The following is a 14,848-nucleotide window of genomic DNA, read 5'->3' as shown; positions in this document are numbered from 1 at the left end:
CGGACGCTCAGCTCGGCTGCGCTGCGAAGTGGACGACGGTCACCGCGAGGGCGAACAGGGCGAGGACGGTGAGGACCGCCCCTGCTCCGCACGACCACGCGCGACGACGGCGACGCCGACGACGTCCCGCGACCCACGCCCAGAGCACCGTGCTGACGACGGCGGCGATCGGGAAGCCGATGTAGGCGACCGATCCGGCGGTGTAGTCGCACCCTCCGCCGCCGCAGGCGTCGAACGCGAACATCGAGATCAGGACGCCGAACCAACCGACGACGAGCATCGGCAGGCTCAGCCCGAACAACGTCAGCGTGACTGCGAGGTCCTTCCGACCCGCAGTGGCCCGGACCGGGTGCGTGTGGCGGTCAGGACGTCCGAGCGGGAAGAGGTCGTCATCGTCGTCGTCCTGCCGCATGGTCACCAGTGTGCCGTGGAGCAGGTGGTCGTGCGGCTGCTCAGCCCTTCCAGACCGAGACGGCGCCGGCGTGGCCGATCACGACGACCTCGATCAGGGAGCCGATGCCCGCCGCGACGAGCAGGACCGGCCCGACGACCGCGACCGCGCGCACGATGCCGCTGCTCGTCACCCGCGGCACGGCGAACCGGTTCCAGCCCCACCACAGCGTCAGCAGTACGAACACCGCGATCGACCACGGCAGGAGGCCGTCCGCGAGGTGCGTGTGCCGCTCGAGCAGGGCGGTCTCCCGCTCCCGGTGCTCCAACCACTCGCCGGACGAGGTCGCGAGCGGCACGGAGACGAGCGCGACGAGGCCGATGAGCGGTGCACCGACCGCGAGCCAGCGTCGGGCGGCGGGCCAGGCTGCCACCACGATCGCGCTCAGTGCCGCGACCGGCACCGACACCGTGGTCAGGTGCACGAGGAGCGGGTGCAGGGGGATGCCGTCGTACTGCCAGTCCACGGGGGCCTCTCGAGCTCGTCGGTCGGTGGTTCCGACGTCCTGCGCCCAGTAGAGCGCCGGATCCGGTCCGACGGACACCCGACCGCCGATCTGCGCACATTCGAGATCGCACACGGAGCGCGCGGCGCCGGTCGTCCCGCCCGGGCGACGTGTCCACCGGACGCTCCGGTCACGTGAGTACCGTGACCCCTCACAGACCGTGAAGGAGCACACCATGTCGGACGCCGACGGCACCCGCGACACCACCAACGACCCCGAGGGCACCGAGAAGCCCGACGGCCTGGGCGAGGACGGCACGATCCCGGCCCACCCCGAGGGCGTCGCCGCCGGCTTCACCGGCGACGACTCGCACTTCAACCCGGAGGAAGACGACCCGGCGGAGTGACCCGGCCGGCCGCCTGACGGACGGGAGGCCCGTGGCGACGCCGCCACGGGCCTCCCGTCCGTCACGCTGTTCGCCGCGTCGTCACCGGTCCCGCCCCGCGGATCGGTACCGTGTCGGCATGGCCCGCTTCACGCCCCCCGCTGCCGACGCGATGCGCGCGACCCTCCTCGCCGCCGCGCGCGACGAGTTCTCCGCCCACGGGCTGGCCGGGGCGCGCATCGAGCGGCTCGCCGCCGTCGCGGGCAGCAACAAGGCGCAGGTCTTCCACTACTTCGGCGGGAAGGACGGCCTGTTCGACGCCCTGCTCGTGCACGAGCTCACGGGCGTGCTCGACGCGGCTCCGCTCGACACTTCGGCCCTGGCGGAGTGGGCCGGGCGCCTGCACGACGTCACGGTCGAGCGCCCGTGGGTGCAGCGGCTCGCGACCTGGCACCGCCTCGAGCGACCGGACGTCGCCCTCGAGACCCTGGCGCAGCAGTACGCCGACGCCGTCGACGAGGTCGAGCGGGCCCAGCGGGCCGACGTGCTCCCGCGCCGCTTCCGGCCCGCGGTGCTGTTCGGACTCGTCGTGCACACGGCGGTGTTCTGGAGCGGACTCTCCCCCGAGGCGGCCGCATCCGTCGCGGCGGTCACCGCGCCGCGACGCCGTCAGGTCGTGATCGACGCCGTCGGCGCGCTGCTCGGCTGAGCCGGACCGCGCCGCTGCAGCGTGGCGGAGGGGCGCTCGCCGAACGCGGCGGCGTAGGTGCCCGCGAAGCGGCCCAGGTGGGCGAAGCCCCAGGTCTGCGCGACCTCGGCGACCGTCGTCGACCCGGGGTCGGCCGCCAGGAGCACCGCCCGCACCCGGTGCAGTCGCACGTCGCGGAGGAACTGCATGGGGCTCGCCGCACCCGCACGGTGGAACGCGGCCTGCAGCCCGCGGGCGCTGAGCCCCGTCGCACGGCACACGTCCGAGGTGGTCAACGGCCGGTGCGCGTTCGCGGCGATCCACTCCTGCGCCACCCGGACCGAGCCGCGAGCGGCGGTCGCGATGCCGGACCGCGGCGTCGCGTCGAACGCCTGGAGGACGGCCTCGGCGATCCGGCGGTGGTCCGCCGCACGGGTCCCGGCGTCCACCGACGGGTCCCACAGCGTCGTCGCCGCGCCGGCGATCGTGCGACGCAGCGGCGCCAGGGCCTCCGCGTCGGCCGTCGGGCGGAGTTCGAGGGGCCCGGGGAGGTCGGCGCGGACCGCGGCACCGATCGACTCGAGCCAGGGGCCGTCGAACCGGATGACGTGCTGGACCGCCGGTGCGGCGTCGAACGAGAAGGGCCGTCCGGCCGGGTACATCACCGGGACGTTCGGCAGCATCTCGATCGGTTCGCGCCGGTCGACGTCGAGCACCATGCCCGGGCCGGTCGCCCAGGCGAGGACGTACTGGCGACCGGGGTTGATCGTGCCCCACCGGTGCGCGGCGACCGCCGAGGTCGCGGTCGTCACCCGGTCGTCGCCCACCGCGCGGTACCGGTAGGAGAACCCGTCGGTGACCGCTTCGCCGATGTTGATGTCGTGGCTGCTGTAGACGTCCTCGAAGAGTTCGACGGCATCGTCGACCGCGGTGCCGTGGTGCTGGGTGGCGGTCGTCGTCCGGTCGTCTGTGCGCATGCGCCGAACAGTCTGCGCCCTCGGTCCGGGGAAGCGGCTGCGCAGTGCGCGTCGCGGCGCTTCGCGACCCGATCCGGGGTCAGCCGACGTGCGGCCAGTCCGTCGACAGGTAGGCCTCGACCGCGCGGTTCCGGAACGTGTACGGCTTGCCGCGCACGATGATGCCGCGCACGGTGTCCAAGCGCTGCGAGAAGGGGCCGACCTGGGTCGCCGAGGGCAGGCCCATCTGTTCGGCGATGGCGGTCAGGGTGCGCGAGGGGAGCGGGAGCGCCGCCATCGCCTCGACGAACTCCCGTTCGCGGCTGGGGAGGCGGTTGAGGATGCGCTCGACGTGCGCTGATGCCTCGCCCTCGGCGCCCTGCCAGCCGCGTCGGACGTCGTCCTCGGTGATCACGGACGACGAGCCCGCGTTCCACGCCCGCTGTCCGGCGAGTTGGAAGAGGAAGGGCTCGCCGCAGCAGAGGGCGATCAGCGCGCGGACGGCGTCCGGGGTCATGCGCACGGCTTCGGCAGCGCCGGTCGTGGACGGTGTCTCCCACCCGTCGATCACGAACGGCTGCAGTGCCTGCGCGAGGTCGTCCTCGTCGATCGCGGCCAGGGTGACCGTCCGGAAGCGGCGGGCGAAGGTGGCGCCCTTGCGTGCCCCGGCCATGTCCTCGAAGTCGGGCAGGCCGGTGAGGTAGACCGCGATCGGCAGGTACCGTTCGACGACGACGCCGCCGGGTGCGACGACGTCGACCTGGTGCGCGAGCGCATCGCCGAGGGCGATGAGCAACTGGGAGAGCGCCGCTTCGTCGGAGATGTTCTGGACCTCGTCGATGTGCACGAGCACGACGGCGTCCTGCTCGACGGCCGCCTGCCCGATCTCGACGAGGAGTTCGAAGAGGCTGGTGAACGGTTCCGGTCCGTCGTGTCCGCGGAGCGTGACGGAGAAGCCGCTGACCGCGAGCTGTTCGACTCGCGCCAGGAGGTCGAGTACACCCTGCCGGGCCGAGCTGCGCAGCCCCGCTGTGTCGGCGAGTCGCAGGATCGCCGATGCGACGAGGCGGATCGGGTCGGCGCCGGCGGGCATCCGCAGCTGCGGCGTCACCCAGTCCCCGGCCTCCGTGGCGAGGCGCGCGATCCGCCGGACGAGGCTCGACTTGCCCGTTCCGGGTTCACCCAGGATGGTGCGACCGGTCTCGTACAGCCCCGCGTGTCGCCTCGGCCGGACGACGTCTCGCCAGTCACTGAGCTGCTCGACCCGGCCGGCCCACACGTCCGGGACGATGTCCGAGCCCGGCTGGAAGGGGTTCGTCACGGGTGAGCGCATGTTGTTAAGTTTATCACCGAGCACAGCGCGCTGATAAACTTAACAACACCGGGTCGCGCCGATCGTCAGCGCAGGCGCTCGGCCAGGAACGCTGCCTGTCGCTCCCAGTGCCGGTACCCGCCGCCCTCGTGGCCGTTGTACGGGTACACCTCGATGTGCTTGTCGGTCGAGCCGAGGGCGTTGTACGCCGCGAACGTCGTCCGGGGCGGGACCACGTCGTCCATGAGCGCGACCGAGAACAGCGACGGGGCGGTGATCCGCGCGGCGTGGTTGACCCCGTCGAAGTACGCGGCCGTGTCCCACACCGTGTCCGCGGCGTCGCGGTGGACGGCGAGGTAGCGCACCAGCTCCTGGTACGGGTCGCTGACGGCGACGTCCGCGCCGTGCTCCCAGTCGCAGAGGAACGCCACGTCGGGCAGCACGGCGACCAGGGGGCCGACGTGCGCCTCGACGAGGGCCGCCGCGGCGATCGCGATGCCGCCGCCCTGGCTCCCGCCGGTCAGGGCGATGCGCTCGGCGTCGACGCCCGGCAGGTCGCGGACGGCCTCGACCAGTCGGACGGCGTCGGTGAACACGCGGCGGTAGTGGTGGTCGGCGGGGGAGTCGATGCCGCTCGTCATCCAGCCGGCGACGTGCGGCCCGGAGCCGTGCGGGTCGGGGGTGTCACCGCCGCCCCAGCCGCTGCCCTGCCCGCGGGTGTCCATGACGACGTGCACGTACCCGGCGAGGGCCCACGCGACGCGCTCGCCCGGGCGGGAGCGTCCGCCGTTGTAGCCGAGGAACTCGACCACGGCGGGCAGGTTGCCCGTCGCGCCGGCCGGCCGCGACACCCAGGCGCGGACGGGGTCGCCGGCGAAGCCCGGGAACGTCAGGTCCTGCACGTCGAGGGCGGTGACCGGGGTCTCGGCGGGCGTCAGGACCGCGTCGGTGCCGGCGCCCGCCGTCCGTGCGTCGGCGACGGTCTGCGCCCAGAACGCGTCGAAGTCGTCGGGGTGACGCACCTCGGGCCGGTAGGTGCGGAGCTGGTCGAGGGGCAGGTCGGTGAGCGGCATGGGGAGTCCTCGCTGGTGTGGTCGTTCCGGGCGTACCGAGACGGATCGGGCGTACCTGGTCGGTTGTTCCGTCCAGGTACGCCCGATTCCATCAGGTACGCGGGGGCGCGGGTGGTTCCCGCTGTGTCAGCGCGCGGCGGCGCGGTACTGCTCGAGCACCTCGGGGTGCGGGTCCGCGGGCACGACGGTCGCTGCGACCTCCCACGACGGCAGGGTCCCGCCGAGCACCCACGCGGCCTGGCGTGCGGCCCCCGCGGCGACGTACTCGCCGGGCTCGGGGATCGACACGTCGCGACCGAACACCTGCGCGGCGACGGCCCGGACGGCCTCGTTCCGCGCGGCCCCACCGATGAGCAGCAGTCGGTCCACCGTCACGCCGGTGTCCTCGACCGCGGCGAGCCCGTCCGCGAGCGCGCACAGCATGCCCTCGACGGCGGCACGGGCGAGGTGCGCCCGGTCGGTCGTCTGCGGGGTCATGCCGAGCAGCGAGGCGGTCGCGTCCGGCCGGTTCGGCGTGCGCTCGCCGACGAAGTACGGCACCAGGACGAGTCCGTCCGACCCCGCCGGCGCCTGCAGCGCCAGCTCGCCGAGCTCGCCGTGGTCGACGGCGAGGAGGCCGCCGATCACCTCGAGCACCCGGGCTGCGTTGAGCGTGGTGACGATCGGGAGGCGCGACCCGGTCCCGTCGGCGAAGCCCGCCACGGTCCCGCTCGGGTCCGTCACCTCGGTGTCGGTGACCCCGAAGACCGTGCCGCTCGTACCGAGGGACACCGCGACGTCACCCGGGCCGAGCCCGAGTCCGAGCGCTGCCCCGGCGTTGTCGCCGAGCCCCGGGCCGACGACGAGCCCGGCGCGGGCGACGGCGCCGCCCGGCAGCTCGACGTCGGACGCCAGCGTGCCCATCGCCTCGTCGGGAGCCACGACCCGCGGGACCACGACCAGGTCGGCGTCCGGCGTGCCGACGCCGGCGACCCGCGAGGCCCGTCCGAGCGCCTGCTCGAACAGCTCCGCGTCGTACTCCCGGCGCACCGGGTCCCAGTAGCCGGTGCCGCTGGCGTCCGAGCCGTCGGTCGCGAGGGCGTCGAGGTCCGGACCGAGCGGGCTCTCGTCCGCCGGGCCGTACCCGCGCAGCCGCCACGACAGCCAGTCGTGGGGGAGCGCGACGGCGGCGACGCGCGCCGCGTTGTCGGCTTCCGCGTCGCGGAGCCACCGCAGCTTGGTGCCGGTGAACGAGGCCACCGGGACCAGACCCGTCCGGGCGACCCACGCCTCCCGGCCGAGCTCCTCGACCATCTGCGCGGCCGCGTCCGCACTGCGCACGTCGTTCCAGAGCAGGGCGTCGCGGACCACGCGGCCGTCGGCGTCGAGCGCGACCATGCCGTGCTGCTGCCCGGCGATCGCGACGGCGGCGACGTCGTCGAACCCGCCGGCGTCCGCGATCGCGGACCCCAGCGCGTCCCACCAGTGGCGGGGGTCGACGGACGTGCCGTCCGGGTGGGTCGCACGACCCTCCCGGACGACCGCGCCGGTCGCCGCATCGCGGATGGTGACCTTGCAGGACTGGGTCGACGAGTCGACCCCTGCGACGAGCCGACGCTCGACGACGTCAGCCACGAGCGCCCATGAGGTGCTCGATCGCGAGCTGCTGCAGGCGCACGAAGCCGAAGCCCTTGCCGCCGAAGTACGCGTCGGCGTCGAAGTCCTCGTAGGCCGAGTGGTCGGCGAGGAGGTCGTCGTACGACTCGCCGCTGTTCAGCGTCGGGGTGCTCAGCTCGTCGACCTTCGCGGCGGACAGGGCCTCCTGCACCTCGGGGTCGGCGCGGAACGCCTGCGCGCGCTCCTTGAGGAGCAGGTACATGCGCATGTTCGCCTGCGCCGAGTCCCAGACGCCGGTGATGTCCTCGGTGCGGCTCGGCTTGTAGTCGAAGTGGCGGGGGCCGTCGTACGCCTGGCCGCCCTGCGGGGCGCCGTGCTCGAGCAGGTCGACGAGCGAGAACGCGTTCTGCAGGTCGCCGTGACCGAAGACGAGGTCCTGGTCGTACTTGATGCCGCGCTGCCCGTTGAGGTCGATGTGGAAGAGCTTGCCCTGGTAGAGCGCCTGGGCGATGCCGGCGGTGAAGTTCAGGCCCGCCATCTGCTCGTGGCCGACCTCGGGGTTGATGCCGAACAGCTCCGGGCGCTCGAGCGTCTCGGTGAAGGCGATCGCGTGGCCGAGGGTCGGCAGGAGGATGTCCCCGCGGGGCTCGTTCGGCTTCGGCTCGATGGCGAAGCGGATGTCGTAGCCCTTGTCGGTGACGTACTGGGCGAGCAGGTTGACGGCCTCGCGGTAGCGCTCGAGGGCGGCCTGCACGTCCTTGGCGGAGTCGTACTCCGAACCCTCGCGGCCACCCCACATGACGAACGTCTTCGCGCCGAGCTCGGCGGCGAGGTCGACGTTGCGGAGCACCTTGCGGAGCGCGAAGCGGCGGACGTCGCGGTCGTTCGAGGTGAAGCCGCCGTCCTTGAAGACCGGCGCCGAGAACAGGTTCGTCGTGACCATCGGCACGATGATCCCGGTCGAGTCGAGCGCGCCCTTCAGGCGGTCGATCTGCGCCTGGCGCTCGGCGTCGGTCGAGCCGAACGCGAACAGGTCGTCGTCGTGGAAGGTCAGGCCGTAGGCACCGAGCTCGTCGAGCTTCTCGACCGCCTCGACCACGTCCAGCGCGGGACGGGTCGGGCCGCCGAACGGGTCGGAGCCGTTGTAGCCGATGGTCCAGAGACCGAAGGAGAACTTGTCGTCGCGGGCGGGCGTCGTTGCCATGGTGGATCACCGTTCGTCGTCGAAACAAAATGTTGCCGCGCCCAACATAAGCGGTAGTGTTGACTCTGGCAAGACGTGATCGCAAAGGAGCGAACGAATGGCATCGGACCGACCTGCGCAGGGACGACTGCGTGTGGCGATGGTGGGACACGGCTTCATGGGGGCCGCCCACTCGCAGGGGTGGCGCACCGCCCCGAGGTTCTTCGACCTCGGGGTCGAGACCGAGATGGCGGTGGTAGTCGGGCGCGACCCGGAGCGGACGGAGGCAGCGCGTCGCCAGTACGGCTGGCAGACCGCCTCGACCGACTGGCGGGCAGCGGTCACCGACCCGGACATCGACGTGGTCGACATCTGCTCGCCCGGCTCGTCGCACGTCGAGGTCGCGATCGCCGCGCTCCGCGCCGGCAAGCACGTGCTCTGCGAGAAGCCGCTCGCCAACTCCGTCGCCGAGGCCGAGGCGATGACCGAGGCCGCCGCGGCGGCCCGGGCGGACGGCGTCCGGTCGATGGTCGGCTTCAGCTACCGCCGGGTCCCCGCGATCGCGCTGGCCCGCCAGCTGGTGCAGGCCGGGAGGCTCGGGACCGTCCGCCAGGTCCGCGCGCTCTACCTGCAGGACTGGTTGGCCGACCCGGAGGGCCCGATGACGTGGCGCCTCGACAAGGCGCTCGCCGGCTCCGGCTCGCTCGGCGACATCGGTGCGCACGCGATCGACCTCGTCGAGCACGTCACCGGCGCACAGCTGTCCACCGTGTCCGGCACGCTCGAGACCTTCGTGCACGAGCGCCCGCTGATGGCCGAGGGCGTCGGACTCTCCGGCACGGCGTCCGAGGAGCGCGGGCAGGTCACCGTCGACGACGCGGCGTTCTTCCTCGGTCGTCTGGCCGGTGGCGCCGCGGACGGTGCGATCGGCACCTTCGAGGCGACGCGGTACGCGACCGGCCGGAAGAACGGCCTGACCCTCGAGATCAGCGGCTCCGAGGGCGCGATCCAGTTCGACCTCGAGTCCATGAACGAACTGCGGCTGTACGAGGCGTCGGCACCCGCGGGGGAGCAGGGCTTCCGGCGGATCCTCGTCACCGAGCCCGAGCACCCGTACATGGCGGCGTGGTGGCCGACCGGGCACCTCATCGGGTACGAGCACACCTTCAGTCACGAGGTGAAGGACTTCGTGCAGGCGATCATCGCCGGCGAGGACCCGTCCCCGTCCTTCGAGGAGGGCCTGCACGTGCAGCAGGTCCTCGACGCGGTCGAGCGCAGCGCGGTCGACGGCAGCGCCTGGACGGCGATCCGATGAGCGCCGCCGAGACCCCGCAGCGCCGGGCACTGGTCGTCCGCGGCGGGTGGGACGGACACATGCCCGTCGAGACCACCGACCTGTTCGTCCCGTTCCTGCGGGACAACGGCTTCGACGTCCGCGTGTCGGACTCGACGGCGGTGTACGCCGACGAGTCCGTGATGGCCGAGGTCGACCTGATCGTGCAGGTCGTGACGATGTCGACCATCGCGGACGACGAGTTCGCCGGACTCCAGAAGGCGGTCCTCGGTGGCGCCGGGCTCGCCGGGTGGCACGGCGGCATCGCGGACGCCTTCCGGAACACCGCCGACTACCTGCACATGATCGGCGGCCAGTTCGCGCACCACGCGGGCAAGCACCCCTCGGAGCGCACCGGCGAGCAGTCCGACAACTACATCCCGTACACGGTGCACGTCACCGAGGCCGGGCACGAGCACCCGATCACGCAGGGCATCGAGGACTTCGACCTCGTGACCGAGCAGTACTGGGTGCTCTCCGACGAGTACAACGACGTGCTGGCGACCACGACGCAGGAGGCCCGGGACTTCGACGCCTGGAACCGTCCGGTCACGGCGCCGGCGATCTGGACCCGGCAGTGGGGCGAGGGACGCGTGTTCGTCTCGGCACCCGGGCACCGGCTCGAGGTCGTCGAGTCGCAGCCGCTCCGCACGATCATCGAGAGGGGACTCCTGTGGGCAGCCCGTTGAAGGTCGGTGTCGTCGGGGTCGGCGTCATCAGCCAGCAGTACTTCGAGCACTTCCCGGCCCTGCCCGGGCTCGAGCTCACCGCCGTGGCGGACATCGACGTGGCGCGGGCGCAGGCGGTGGGCGAGGCCCAGGGCGTGCGCGGCTCCTCGGTCGACGAGCTCATCGCGGCCGACGACGTCGACGTCGTGCTCAACCTGACGATCCCCGCCGCGCACGCCGAGATCGCCACCCGGGCGCTCGAGGCCGGCAAGCACGTCTACGGCGAGAAGCCGCTGGCGATGTCGACGGCCGAGGCGCAGCCCGTGCTCGACCTCGCTCGCCGCTCGGGCCTGCGGGTCGGCAGCGCGCCGGACACCGTGCTCGGCACCGGCATCCAGACCGCCCGCCAGGCGCTCGACAGCGGCGCGATCGGCACGCCCGTCGGGGCGGCGGTGTCCTGGTCGGCGCCCGGCCACGAGCTCTGGCACCCGGCACCGGGGTTCTACTACCAGCCCGGCGGCGGTCCGCTGCTCGACATGGGGCCGTACTACCTGACGAGCCTCGTGTCGTTCTTCGGCCCGGTCGTCCGCGTGAGCGGGGCCTCGACCCGGTCCGACCGCGAGCGCACCATCGCCACCGGTCCGGCCGCGGGCACCCCGCTCCGGGTCGACATCGACACGCACGTCGTCGCGGTCCTCGAGCACGCGAACGGTGTCGTCTCGACGGTCACCGTCTCGTTCGAGGTCTGGGCGACCCGGGCGCCGCTGTTCGAGGTGTACGGCACCGCGGGGACCCTCGGCGTGCCCGACCCGAACCGGTTCTCGGACACCGTGTCGATCGCCGACGCCGCCACGCGCGAGTGGTCCGACCTGCCGACGAGCGCCGGGTACGCCGACGCCGGACGTGGGTACGGTCTCGCCGACATGGCGCACGCGATCGCGACGGACCGCCCGCACCGGGCGTCCGGCGACCTCGCGTTCCACGTGCTCGAGACCATGGAGGCGGTCTCCACCGCGGCCCGCGAGCACACTGTGGTCGAGGTGCGGTCGCGCGTCGACCGTCCGGAGACGGTGCCAGCCGGAGCGGAGCCGGGCACGTGGTGAACGAGGAGCAGGGACCAGTGAGCAGCACGTCGGAGCCGAGCGGTGCCTCCCGGCCGGTGACGCTGTTCACCGGGCAGTGGGCCGACCTGCCCTTCGAGGAGGTCGCACGTCTGGCCGGCGAGTGGGGCTACGACGGCCTGGAGATCGCCTGCTGGGGTGACCACCTCGACGTCCGCCGTGCCGCGACGGATCCCGAGTACGTGGCGGACCGCAGGGCGATCCTCGAGCGCAACGGGCTGCAGGTCTGGACGATCGCGAACCACCTGACCGGGCAGGCCGTGTGCGACGACCCGATCGACCAGCGGCACGAGGACATCCTCGCGCCGCACGTGTGGGGCGACGGCGATCCCGAGGGCGTGCGGCAGCGCGCGGCCGAGGAGCTGCAGTGGACCGCACGCGCGGCGGCCGCGCTCGGCGTCGACACCGTCACCGGGTTCTCGGGCTCGTCGATCTGGAAGACCGTCGCCGGGTTCCCGCCGGTGCCGCCGTCGATGATCGAGGCCGGGTACCAGGACTTCCACGACCGCTGGTCGCCGATCCTCGACGTGTTCGAGGAGGTCGGCGTCCGCTTCGCGCTCGAGGTGCACCCGTCCGAGATCGCGTACGACTACTGGACCGCGAAGCGGGCGCTCGAGGTGTTCCGGGACCGACCGGCGTTCGGGTTCAACTTCGACCCGTCGCACTTCGTCTGGCAGGACCTCGACCCCGCCGCGTTCCTGCTCGACTTCGCCGACCGGGTTTACCACGTGCACTGCAAGGAGTCGGTCAAGCAGCTCGACGGCCGGAACGGACGGCTCGGGTCGCACCTGCCGTGGGGCGACCCCCGGCGCGGGTGGGACTTCGTCACCGCCGGCCACGGGGACGTGCCGTGGGAGCGGGTGTTCCGCGTGCTCAACCACATCGGCTACGCGGGGCCGACCAGTGTCGAGTGGGAGGACGCGGGCATGGACCGGCTCGTCGGCGGCCCCGAGGCGCTCGCGTTCGTGCGGCGACTCGGGACGATCGCCCCGCCCGACGCGTCGTTCGACGCCGCGTTCTCGCGGTCGCGCTAGTCGGCGCCGGGCTGCCTGCCCGCACGAGGCTCGGCCCGGCGGACAGTTTCGCGGCTTCGCGCCCGCGAAACTGTCCGCAGAGCCGAGGCTCGCCCCGCCCCTCACCCCGCACAACCCAGGAGGACCCATGGCCCGGACGGCCACGACCACGCCCGGCAACGCCGCGCGCGTCCTCCGCATCGTGCACGAGGGCGGACCCGTCAGCCGCGCCGAGCTCACCCGTCGGACGGGGCTCAACCGGTCGACGGTGCTCGCACTGGTCGGGGAGCTCGTCGAGCAGGGCCTCGTGCACGAGGAGCTGCCGACAGCGGGTGGCTCCGGCTCCGAGCGCCCGGCCGGCGTCGGCCGCCCGAGCGCGATCGTCCGAGCGGCACCGGACGTCGTGGCCGCGGCGGTGACGGTGGAGATCGACGCCGTCGGGGTCGCCCTCGTCGCGCTCGACGGCACCGTCCGGGACCGCCTCGTCGAACCGCAGACCACCGTGCCCGGAGCGGCGGACGCCGTCGACGCCGTCGCCCGCGTGCTGCGGACGCTCACCGACCGGGCACCGTCGCTCCGGGTCGTCGGGGTCGGCGTCGCCGTCCCGGGCATCGTCCGGGTCGAGGACGGGGTCGTCCGCGACGCCCCGCACCTCGGGTGGCGCGACGAGCCCTTCGCCGGGCCGCTCGCCGAGCGCCTCGGGCTGCCGGTCCGCGCGGCGAACGACGCGAACCTCGGCGCCTGGGCCGAGCGGCTGTACGGCAGCGCGCGCGGTGTCGACGACCTCGTGTACCTCAACGGCGGCGCGAGCGGCATCGGCGGCGGGATCGTGAGCGCCGGCCGACCGTTCAGCGGTGCCGACGGGTACGCGGGCGAGCTCGGGCACACCTTCGTCGCCGCGAACGGCATCCGCTGCCACTGCGGTGCGGTCGGGTGCCTCGAGACCGAGGCCTCGCGCGGTGCCCTGACCGCCGTGACCGGCACCGCACCGGACGACCTCGACGCGCTCGCGACGGCGCTCGCCGACGGGCGGGACACCGTCGAACGGGTCGTCGACCGCCAGGTCGCGGCGCTCGCCACCGCGATCCGGAACGCCATCCACACGGTCGACCCCGAGGTCGTCGTGCTCGGCGGGTTCCTCGCCGTCCTGCTCGGGCACGTCGGCGACCGCGTGGAGGACGACGTCCGGGCCCAGACCATGGCGGCGATGACCGACCGGCTCCGCATCGTGCCCGCCGCCCTCGGGCGCGACGTCCTCGTGCGGGGCGCGGCCGAGCTCGGGTTCGCCGACCTCCTCCGCGACGGCACCCTCCGCAGCACGGGCGTGCCCGCGAGCACGGGCGTGCCCGCGAGCGTGGGCGAGCCCACCAGCGCGGGAGCCTCCGTGACCACCACCACCGACACCAACGAGACCACAGCCGACCGCGACGACGCGGTCGAGGAAGCGAGATCCGCATGAGCACCACCCCCGACACCCAGCGCGCGAGCGTCCTGCTCGGCACCGAGGACCTGACGATCGAGGACCGCGCCGTCCCCGGGGTCGCACCCGGCGACGTGCTCGTCCGTGTCGCCGCCGTCGGCGTCTGCGGCTCCGACGTCCACTACTACCGCCACGGCCGCATCGGCGACTTCGTCGTCGAGGAGCCGCTCGTCCTCGGCCACGAGCTGTCCGGCACGATCGCCGCCGTCGGCGAGGGCGTCGACCCGTCCCGCGTCGGCGAGCGCGTCGCCGTCGAACCGCAGCGCCCCTGCCACCGCTGCGCGCAGTGCCTGGTCGGCCGGTACAACCTCTGCCCGCACATGCGCTTCTACGCGACCCCACCGGTCGACGGCGCCTTCGCCGAGTACGTCACCATCGAGGCCGAGTTCGCGCACACCCTGCCGGACAGCGTGTCCTTCGAGGCCGGTGCACTGCTCGAACCGCTGTCCGTCGGCATCGCGGCCGCCCGCAAGGCCGGGATCGTCCCCGGGTCGAGCGTCCTCGTCGCCGGCGCCGGTCCGATCGGCGTGATCTGCGCGCAGGTCGCCCGGGCCTTCGGCGCGACCCGCGTCGTCGTGAGCGACCTCGTTCCCGAGCGTCGTGAGCGTGCGCTGTCCTTCGGCGCCACCGAGGTCGTGGACCCGGTCGCGGTGGACGTCACGTCGGACATCGTGCCCGTCGACGCGTTCATCGACGCCAGTGGCGCGCCCCGAGCGGTGTCCGACGGCATCAAGGCCGTGGGACCGGCCGGCGCGGCCGTGCTCGTCGGTCTCGGCAACTCCGAGATGGTCCTGCCCGTCGAGCACATCCAGAACCTCGAGGTGACCGTCACCGGCATCTTCCGGTACACGAACACCTGGCCGGTGGCGATCGGGCTGGTCGCCTCGGGCCAGGTCGACCTCGACGCGCTCGTCACCGGGCGCTTCGGGCTCGACGAGGTCCGCGAGGCCCTGGAGAGCGACACCGACCCGGCATCGCTGAAGTCGGTCGTGTACCCGAACGGCGTGCCCGCGACCGAGTGACGTGACCGAGCAACGGACGGGAGGCGGGGGGGGGGCCGGCCCCCCCCCCCCCCCCCCAGGGGGGGGGGGGGGGGGGGCCCGCGGAGGGCCGGCCCCCCCCGAACGCCGGGGGGGACGGGGCA

At 73.3% G+C, this 14,848-nt stretch carries 15 protein-coding genes; 8 read left to right on the top strand and 7 right to left on the bottom strand.

Annotated elements, in window-relative coordinates:
* Positions 1-7: 7 nt before the first annotated feature.
* Together AB0N84_RS14955 and AB0N84_RS14950 are read right to left on the bottom strand one after the other, a co-directional pair.
* Positions 8-412 carry a hypothetical protein gene (locus AB0N84_RS14955; RefSeq protein WP_363547742.1) on the bottom strand — a complete coding sequence of 135 codons (405 nt, stop codon included), beginning with the start codon at positions 410-412 and terminating at the stop codon, positions 8-10.
* A gap of 40 nt (positions 413-452) precedes the next feature.
* The gene (locus AB0N84_RS14950; protein ID WP_363547740.1) at positions 453-917 is read right to left on the bottom strand and encodes a hypothetical protein; all 465 of its coding nucleotides are present in this window, start codon (positions 915-917) and stop codon (positions 453-455) included.
* Between the two features lie 214 nt (positions 918-1,131).
* Between AB0N84_RS14950 and AB0N84_RS14945 the strand changes: the two genes are divergently transcribed.
* Both AB0N84_RS14945 and AB0N84_RS14940 read left to right on the top strand, forming a co-directional pair.
* On the top strand, positions 1,132-1,302 hold the full coding sequence (locus AB0N84_RS14945; protein WP_182045492.1) for a hypothetical protein: 171 nt from the start codon (positions 1,132-1,134) through the stop codon (positions 1,300-1,302).
* A gap of 118 nt (positions 1,303-1,420) precedes the next feature.
* On the top strand, positions 1,421-1,990 hold the full coding sequence (locus tag AB0N84_RS14940) for a TetR family transcriptional regulator (RefSeq protein WP_363547737.1): 570 nt from the start codon (positions 1,421-1,423) through the stop codon (positions 1,988-1,990).
* Here the strand turns inward: AB0N84_RS14940 and AB0N84_RS14935 are convergent.
* The 5 genes from AB0N84_RS14935 to xylA all read right to left on the bottom strand — a co-directional run bounded on the left by AB0N84_RS14935 (position 1,951) and on the right by xylA (position 8,110).
* Complete coding sequence (locus tag AB0N84_RS14935) at positions 1,951-2,946, bottom strand: helix-turn-helix domain-containing protein (protein WP_363547734.1); 996 nt, start codon at positions 2,944-2,946, stop codon at positions 1,951-1,953. The two genes, AB0N84_RS14940 and AB0N84_RS14935, sit on opposite strands and share 40 nt — an antisense overlap.
* Positions 2,947-3,025: 79 nt before the next feature.
* On the bottom strand, positions 3,026-4,258 hold the full coding sequence (locus AB0N84_RS14930; RefSeq protein WP_363547731.1) for an AAA family ATPase: 1,233 nt from the start codon (positions 4,256-4,258) through the stop codon (positions 3,026-3,028).
* A 65-nt stretch (positions 4,259-4,323) separates the two neighbouring features.
* Entirely contained in the window at positions 4,324-5,310 is a 987-nt protein-coding gene (locus tag AB0N84_RS14925; protein WP_363547728.1) for an acetylxylan esterase, read from the bottom strand.
* A 126-nt stretch (positions 5,311-5,436) separates the two neighbouring features.
* A complete protein-coding gene (locus AB0N84_RS14920; RefSeq protein ID WP_363547726.1) occupies positions 5,437-6,924 on the bottom strand; it encodes an FGGY family carbohydrate kinase in 1,488 nt (495 codons plus the stop codon).
* Positions 6,917-8,110: a xylose isomerase gene (gene xylA / locus AB0N84_RS14915; RefSeq protein WP_363547723.1), complete on the bottom strand. Its 1,194-nt coding sequence runs from the start codon at positions 8,108-8,110 to the stop codon at positions 6,917-6,919. Before xylA ends, AB0N84_RS14920 begins: the two co-directional genes overlap by 8 nt.
* A 97-nt stretch (positions 8,111-8,207) precedes the next feature.
* Here xylA and AB0N84_RS14910 point away from each other — a divergent pair, with 97 nt between their 5' ends.
* The 6 genes from AB0N84_RS14910 to AB0N84_RS14885 all read left to right on the top strand — a co-directional run bounded on the left by AB0N84_RS14910 (position 8,208) and on the right by AB0N84_RS14885 (position 14,726).
* Positions 8,208-9,404, top strand: a complete 1,197-nt coding sequence (locus AB0N84_RS14910; protein WP_363547720.1) for a Gfo/Idh/MocA family oxidoreductase — start codon at positions 8,208-8,210, stop codon at positions 9,402-9,404.
* Complete coding sequence (locus AB0N84_RS14905; protein WP_069711732.1) at positions 9,401-10,111, top strand: ThuA domain-containing protein; 711 nt, start codon at positions 9,401-9,403, stop codon at positions 10,109-10,111. Before AB0N84_RS14910 ends, AB0N84_RS14905 begins: the two co-directional genes overlap by 4 nt.
* The gene (locus AB0N84_RS14900) at positions 10,096-11,193 is read left to right on the top strand and encodes a Gfo/Idh/MocA family oxidoreductase (protein WP_363547718.1); all 1,098 of its coding nucleotides are present in this window, start codon (positions 10,096-10,098) and stop codon (positions 11,191-11,193) included. Before AB0N84_RS14905 ends, AB0N84_RS14900 begins: the two co-directional genes overlap by 16 nt.
* A 17-nt stretch (positions 11,194-11,210) precedes the next feature.
* Entirely contained in the window at positions 11,211-12,245 is a 1,035-nt protein-coding gene (locus AB0N84_RS14895) for a sugar phosphate isomerase/epimerase family protein (RefSeq protein WP_363547715.1), read from the top strand.
* 127 nt (positions 12,246-12,372) lie between these two features.
* Positions 12,373-13,683 (top strand): ROK family transcriptional regulator, encoded by a 1,311-nt coding sequence (locus AB0N84_RS14890; RefSeq protein WP_363547712.1) that lies wholly within the window; start codon positions 12,373-12,375, stop codon positions 13,681-13,683.
* Positions 13,680-14,726, top strand: coding sequence for an NAD(P)-dependent alcohol dehydrogenase (locus tag AB0N84_RS14885; protein WP_363547709.1), 1,047 nt, complete (start codon positions 13,680-13,682; stop codon positions 14,724-14,726). Before AB0N84_RS14890 ends, AB0N84_RS14885 begins: the two co-directional genes overlap by 4 nt.
* Positions 14,727-14,848: the final 122 nt, after the last annotated feature.

Source organism: Curtobacterium sp. NPDC089185 (assembly GCF_040685235.1).
Lineage (GTDB): Bacteria > Actinomycetota > Actinomycetes > Actinomycetales > Microbacteriaceae > Curtobacterium > Curtobacterium citri.
This window is presented reverse-complemented; position numbering and strand designations above follow the sequence as displayed.

Bases quoted from the DNA above. Each gene is read 5' to 3' on its own strand.
- AB0N84_RS14955 (WP_363547742.1), bottom strand. From the start codon at position 412: ATGCGGCAGGACGACGACGATGACGACCTCTTCCCGCTCGGACGTCCT.
- AB0N84_RS14930 (WP_363547731.1), bottom strand. From the start codon at position 4,258: ATGCGCTCACCCGTGACGAACCCCTTCCAGCCGGGCTCGGACATCGTC.
- AB0N84_RS14890 (WP_363547712.1), top strand. From the start codon at position 12,373: ATGGCCCGGACGGCCACGACCACGCCCGGCAACGCCGCGCGCGTCCTC.
- AB0N84_RS14910 (WP_363547720.1), top strand. From the start codon at position 8,208: ATGGCATCGGACCGACCTGCGCAGGGACGACTGCGTGTGGCGATGGTG.
- AB0N84_RS14885 (WP_363547709.1), top strand. From the start codon at position 13,680: ATGAGCACCACCCCCGACACCCAGCGCGCGAGCGTCCTGCTCGGCACC.
- AB0N84_RS14925 (WP_363547728.1), bottom strand. From the start codon at position 5,310: ATGCCGCTCACCGACCTGCCCCTCGACCAGCTCCGCACCTACCGGCCC.
- AB0N84_RS14935 (WP_363547734.1), bottom strand. From the start codon at position 2,946: ATGCGCACAGACGACCGGACGACGACCGCCACCCAGCACCACGGCACC.
- AB0N84_RS14945 (WP_182045492.1), top strand. From the start codon at position 1,132: ATGTCGGACGCCGACGGCACCCGCGACACCACCAACGACCCCGAGGGC.
- AB0N84_RS14905 (WP_069711732.1), top strand. From the start codon at position 9,401: ATGAGCGCCGCCGAGACCCCGCAGCGCCGGGCACTGGTCGTCCGCGGC.
- xylA (WP_363547723.1), bottom strand. From the start codon at position 8,110: ATGGCAACGACGCCCGCCCGCGACGACAAGTTCTCCTTCGGTCTCTGG.
- AB0N84_RS14940 (WP_363547737.1), top strand. From the start codon at position 1,421: ATGGCCCGCTTCACGCCCCCCGCTGCCGACGCGATGCGCGCGACCCTC.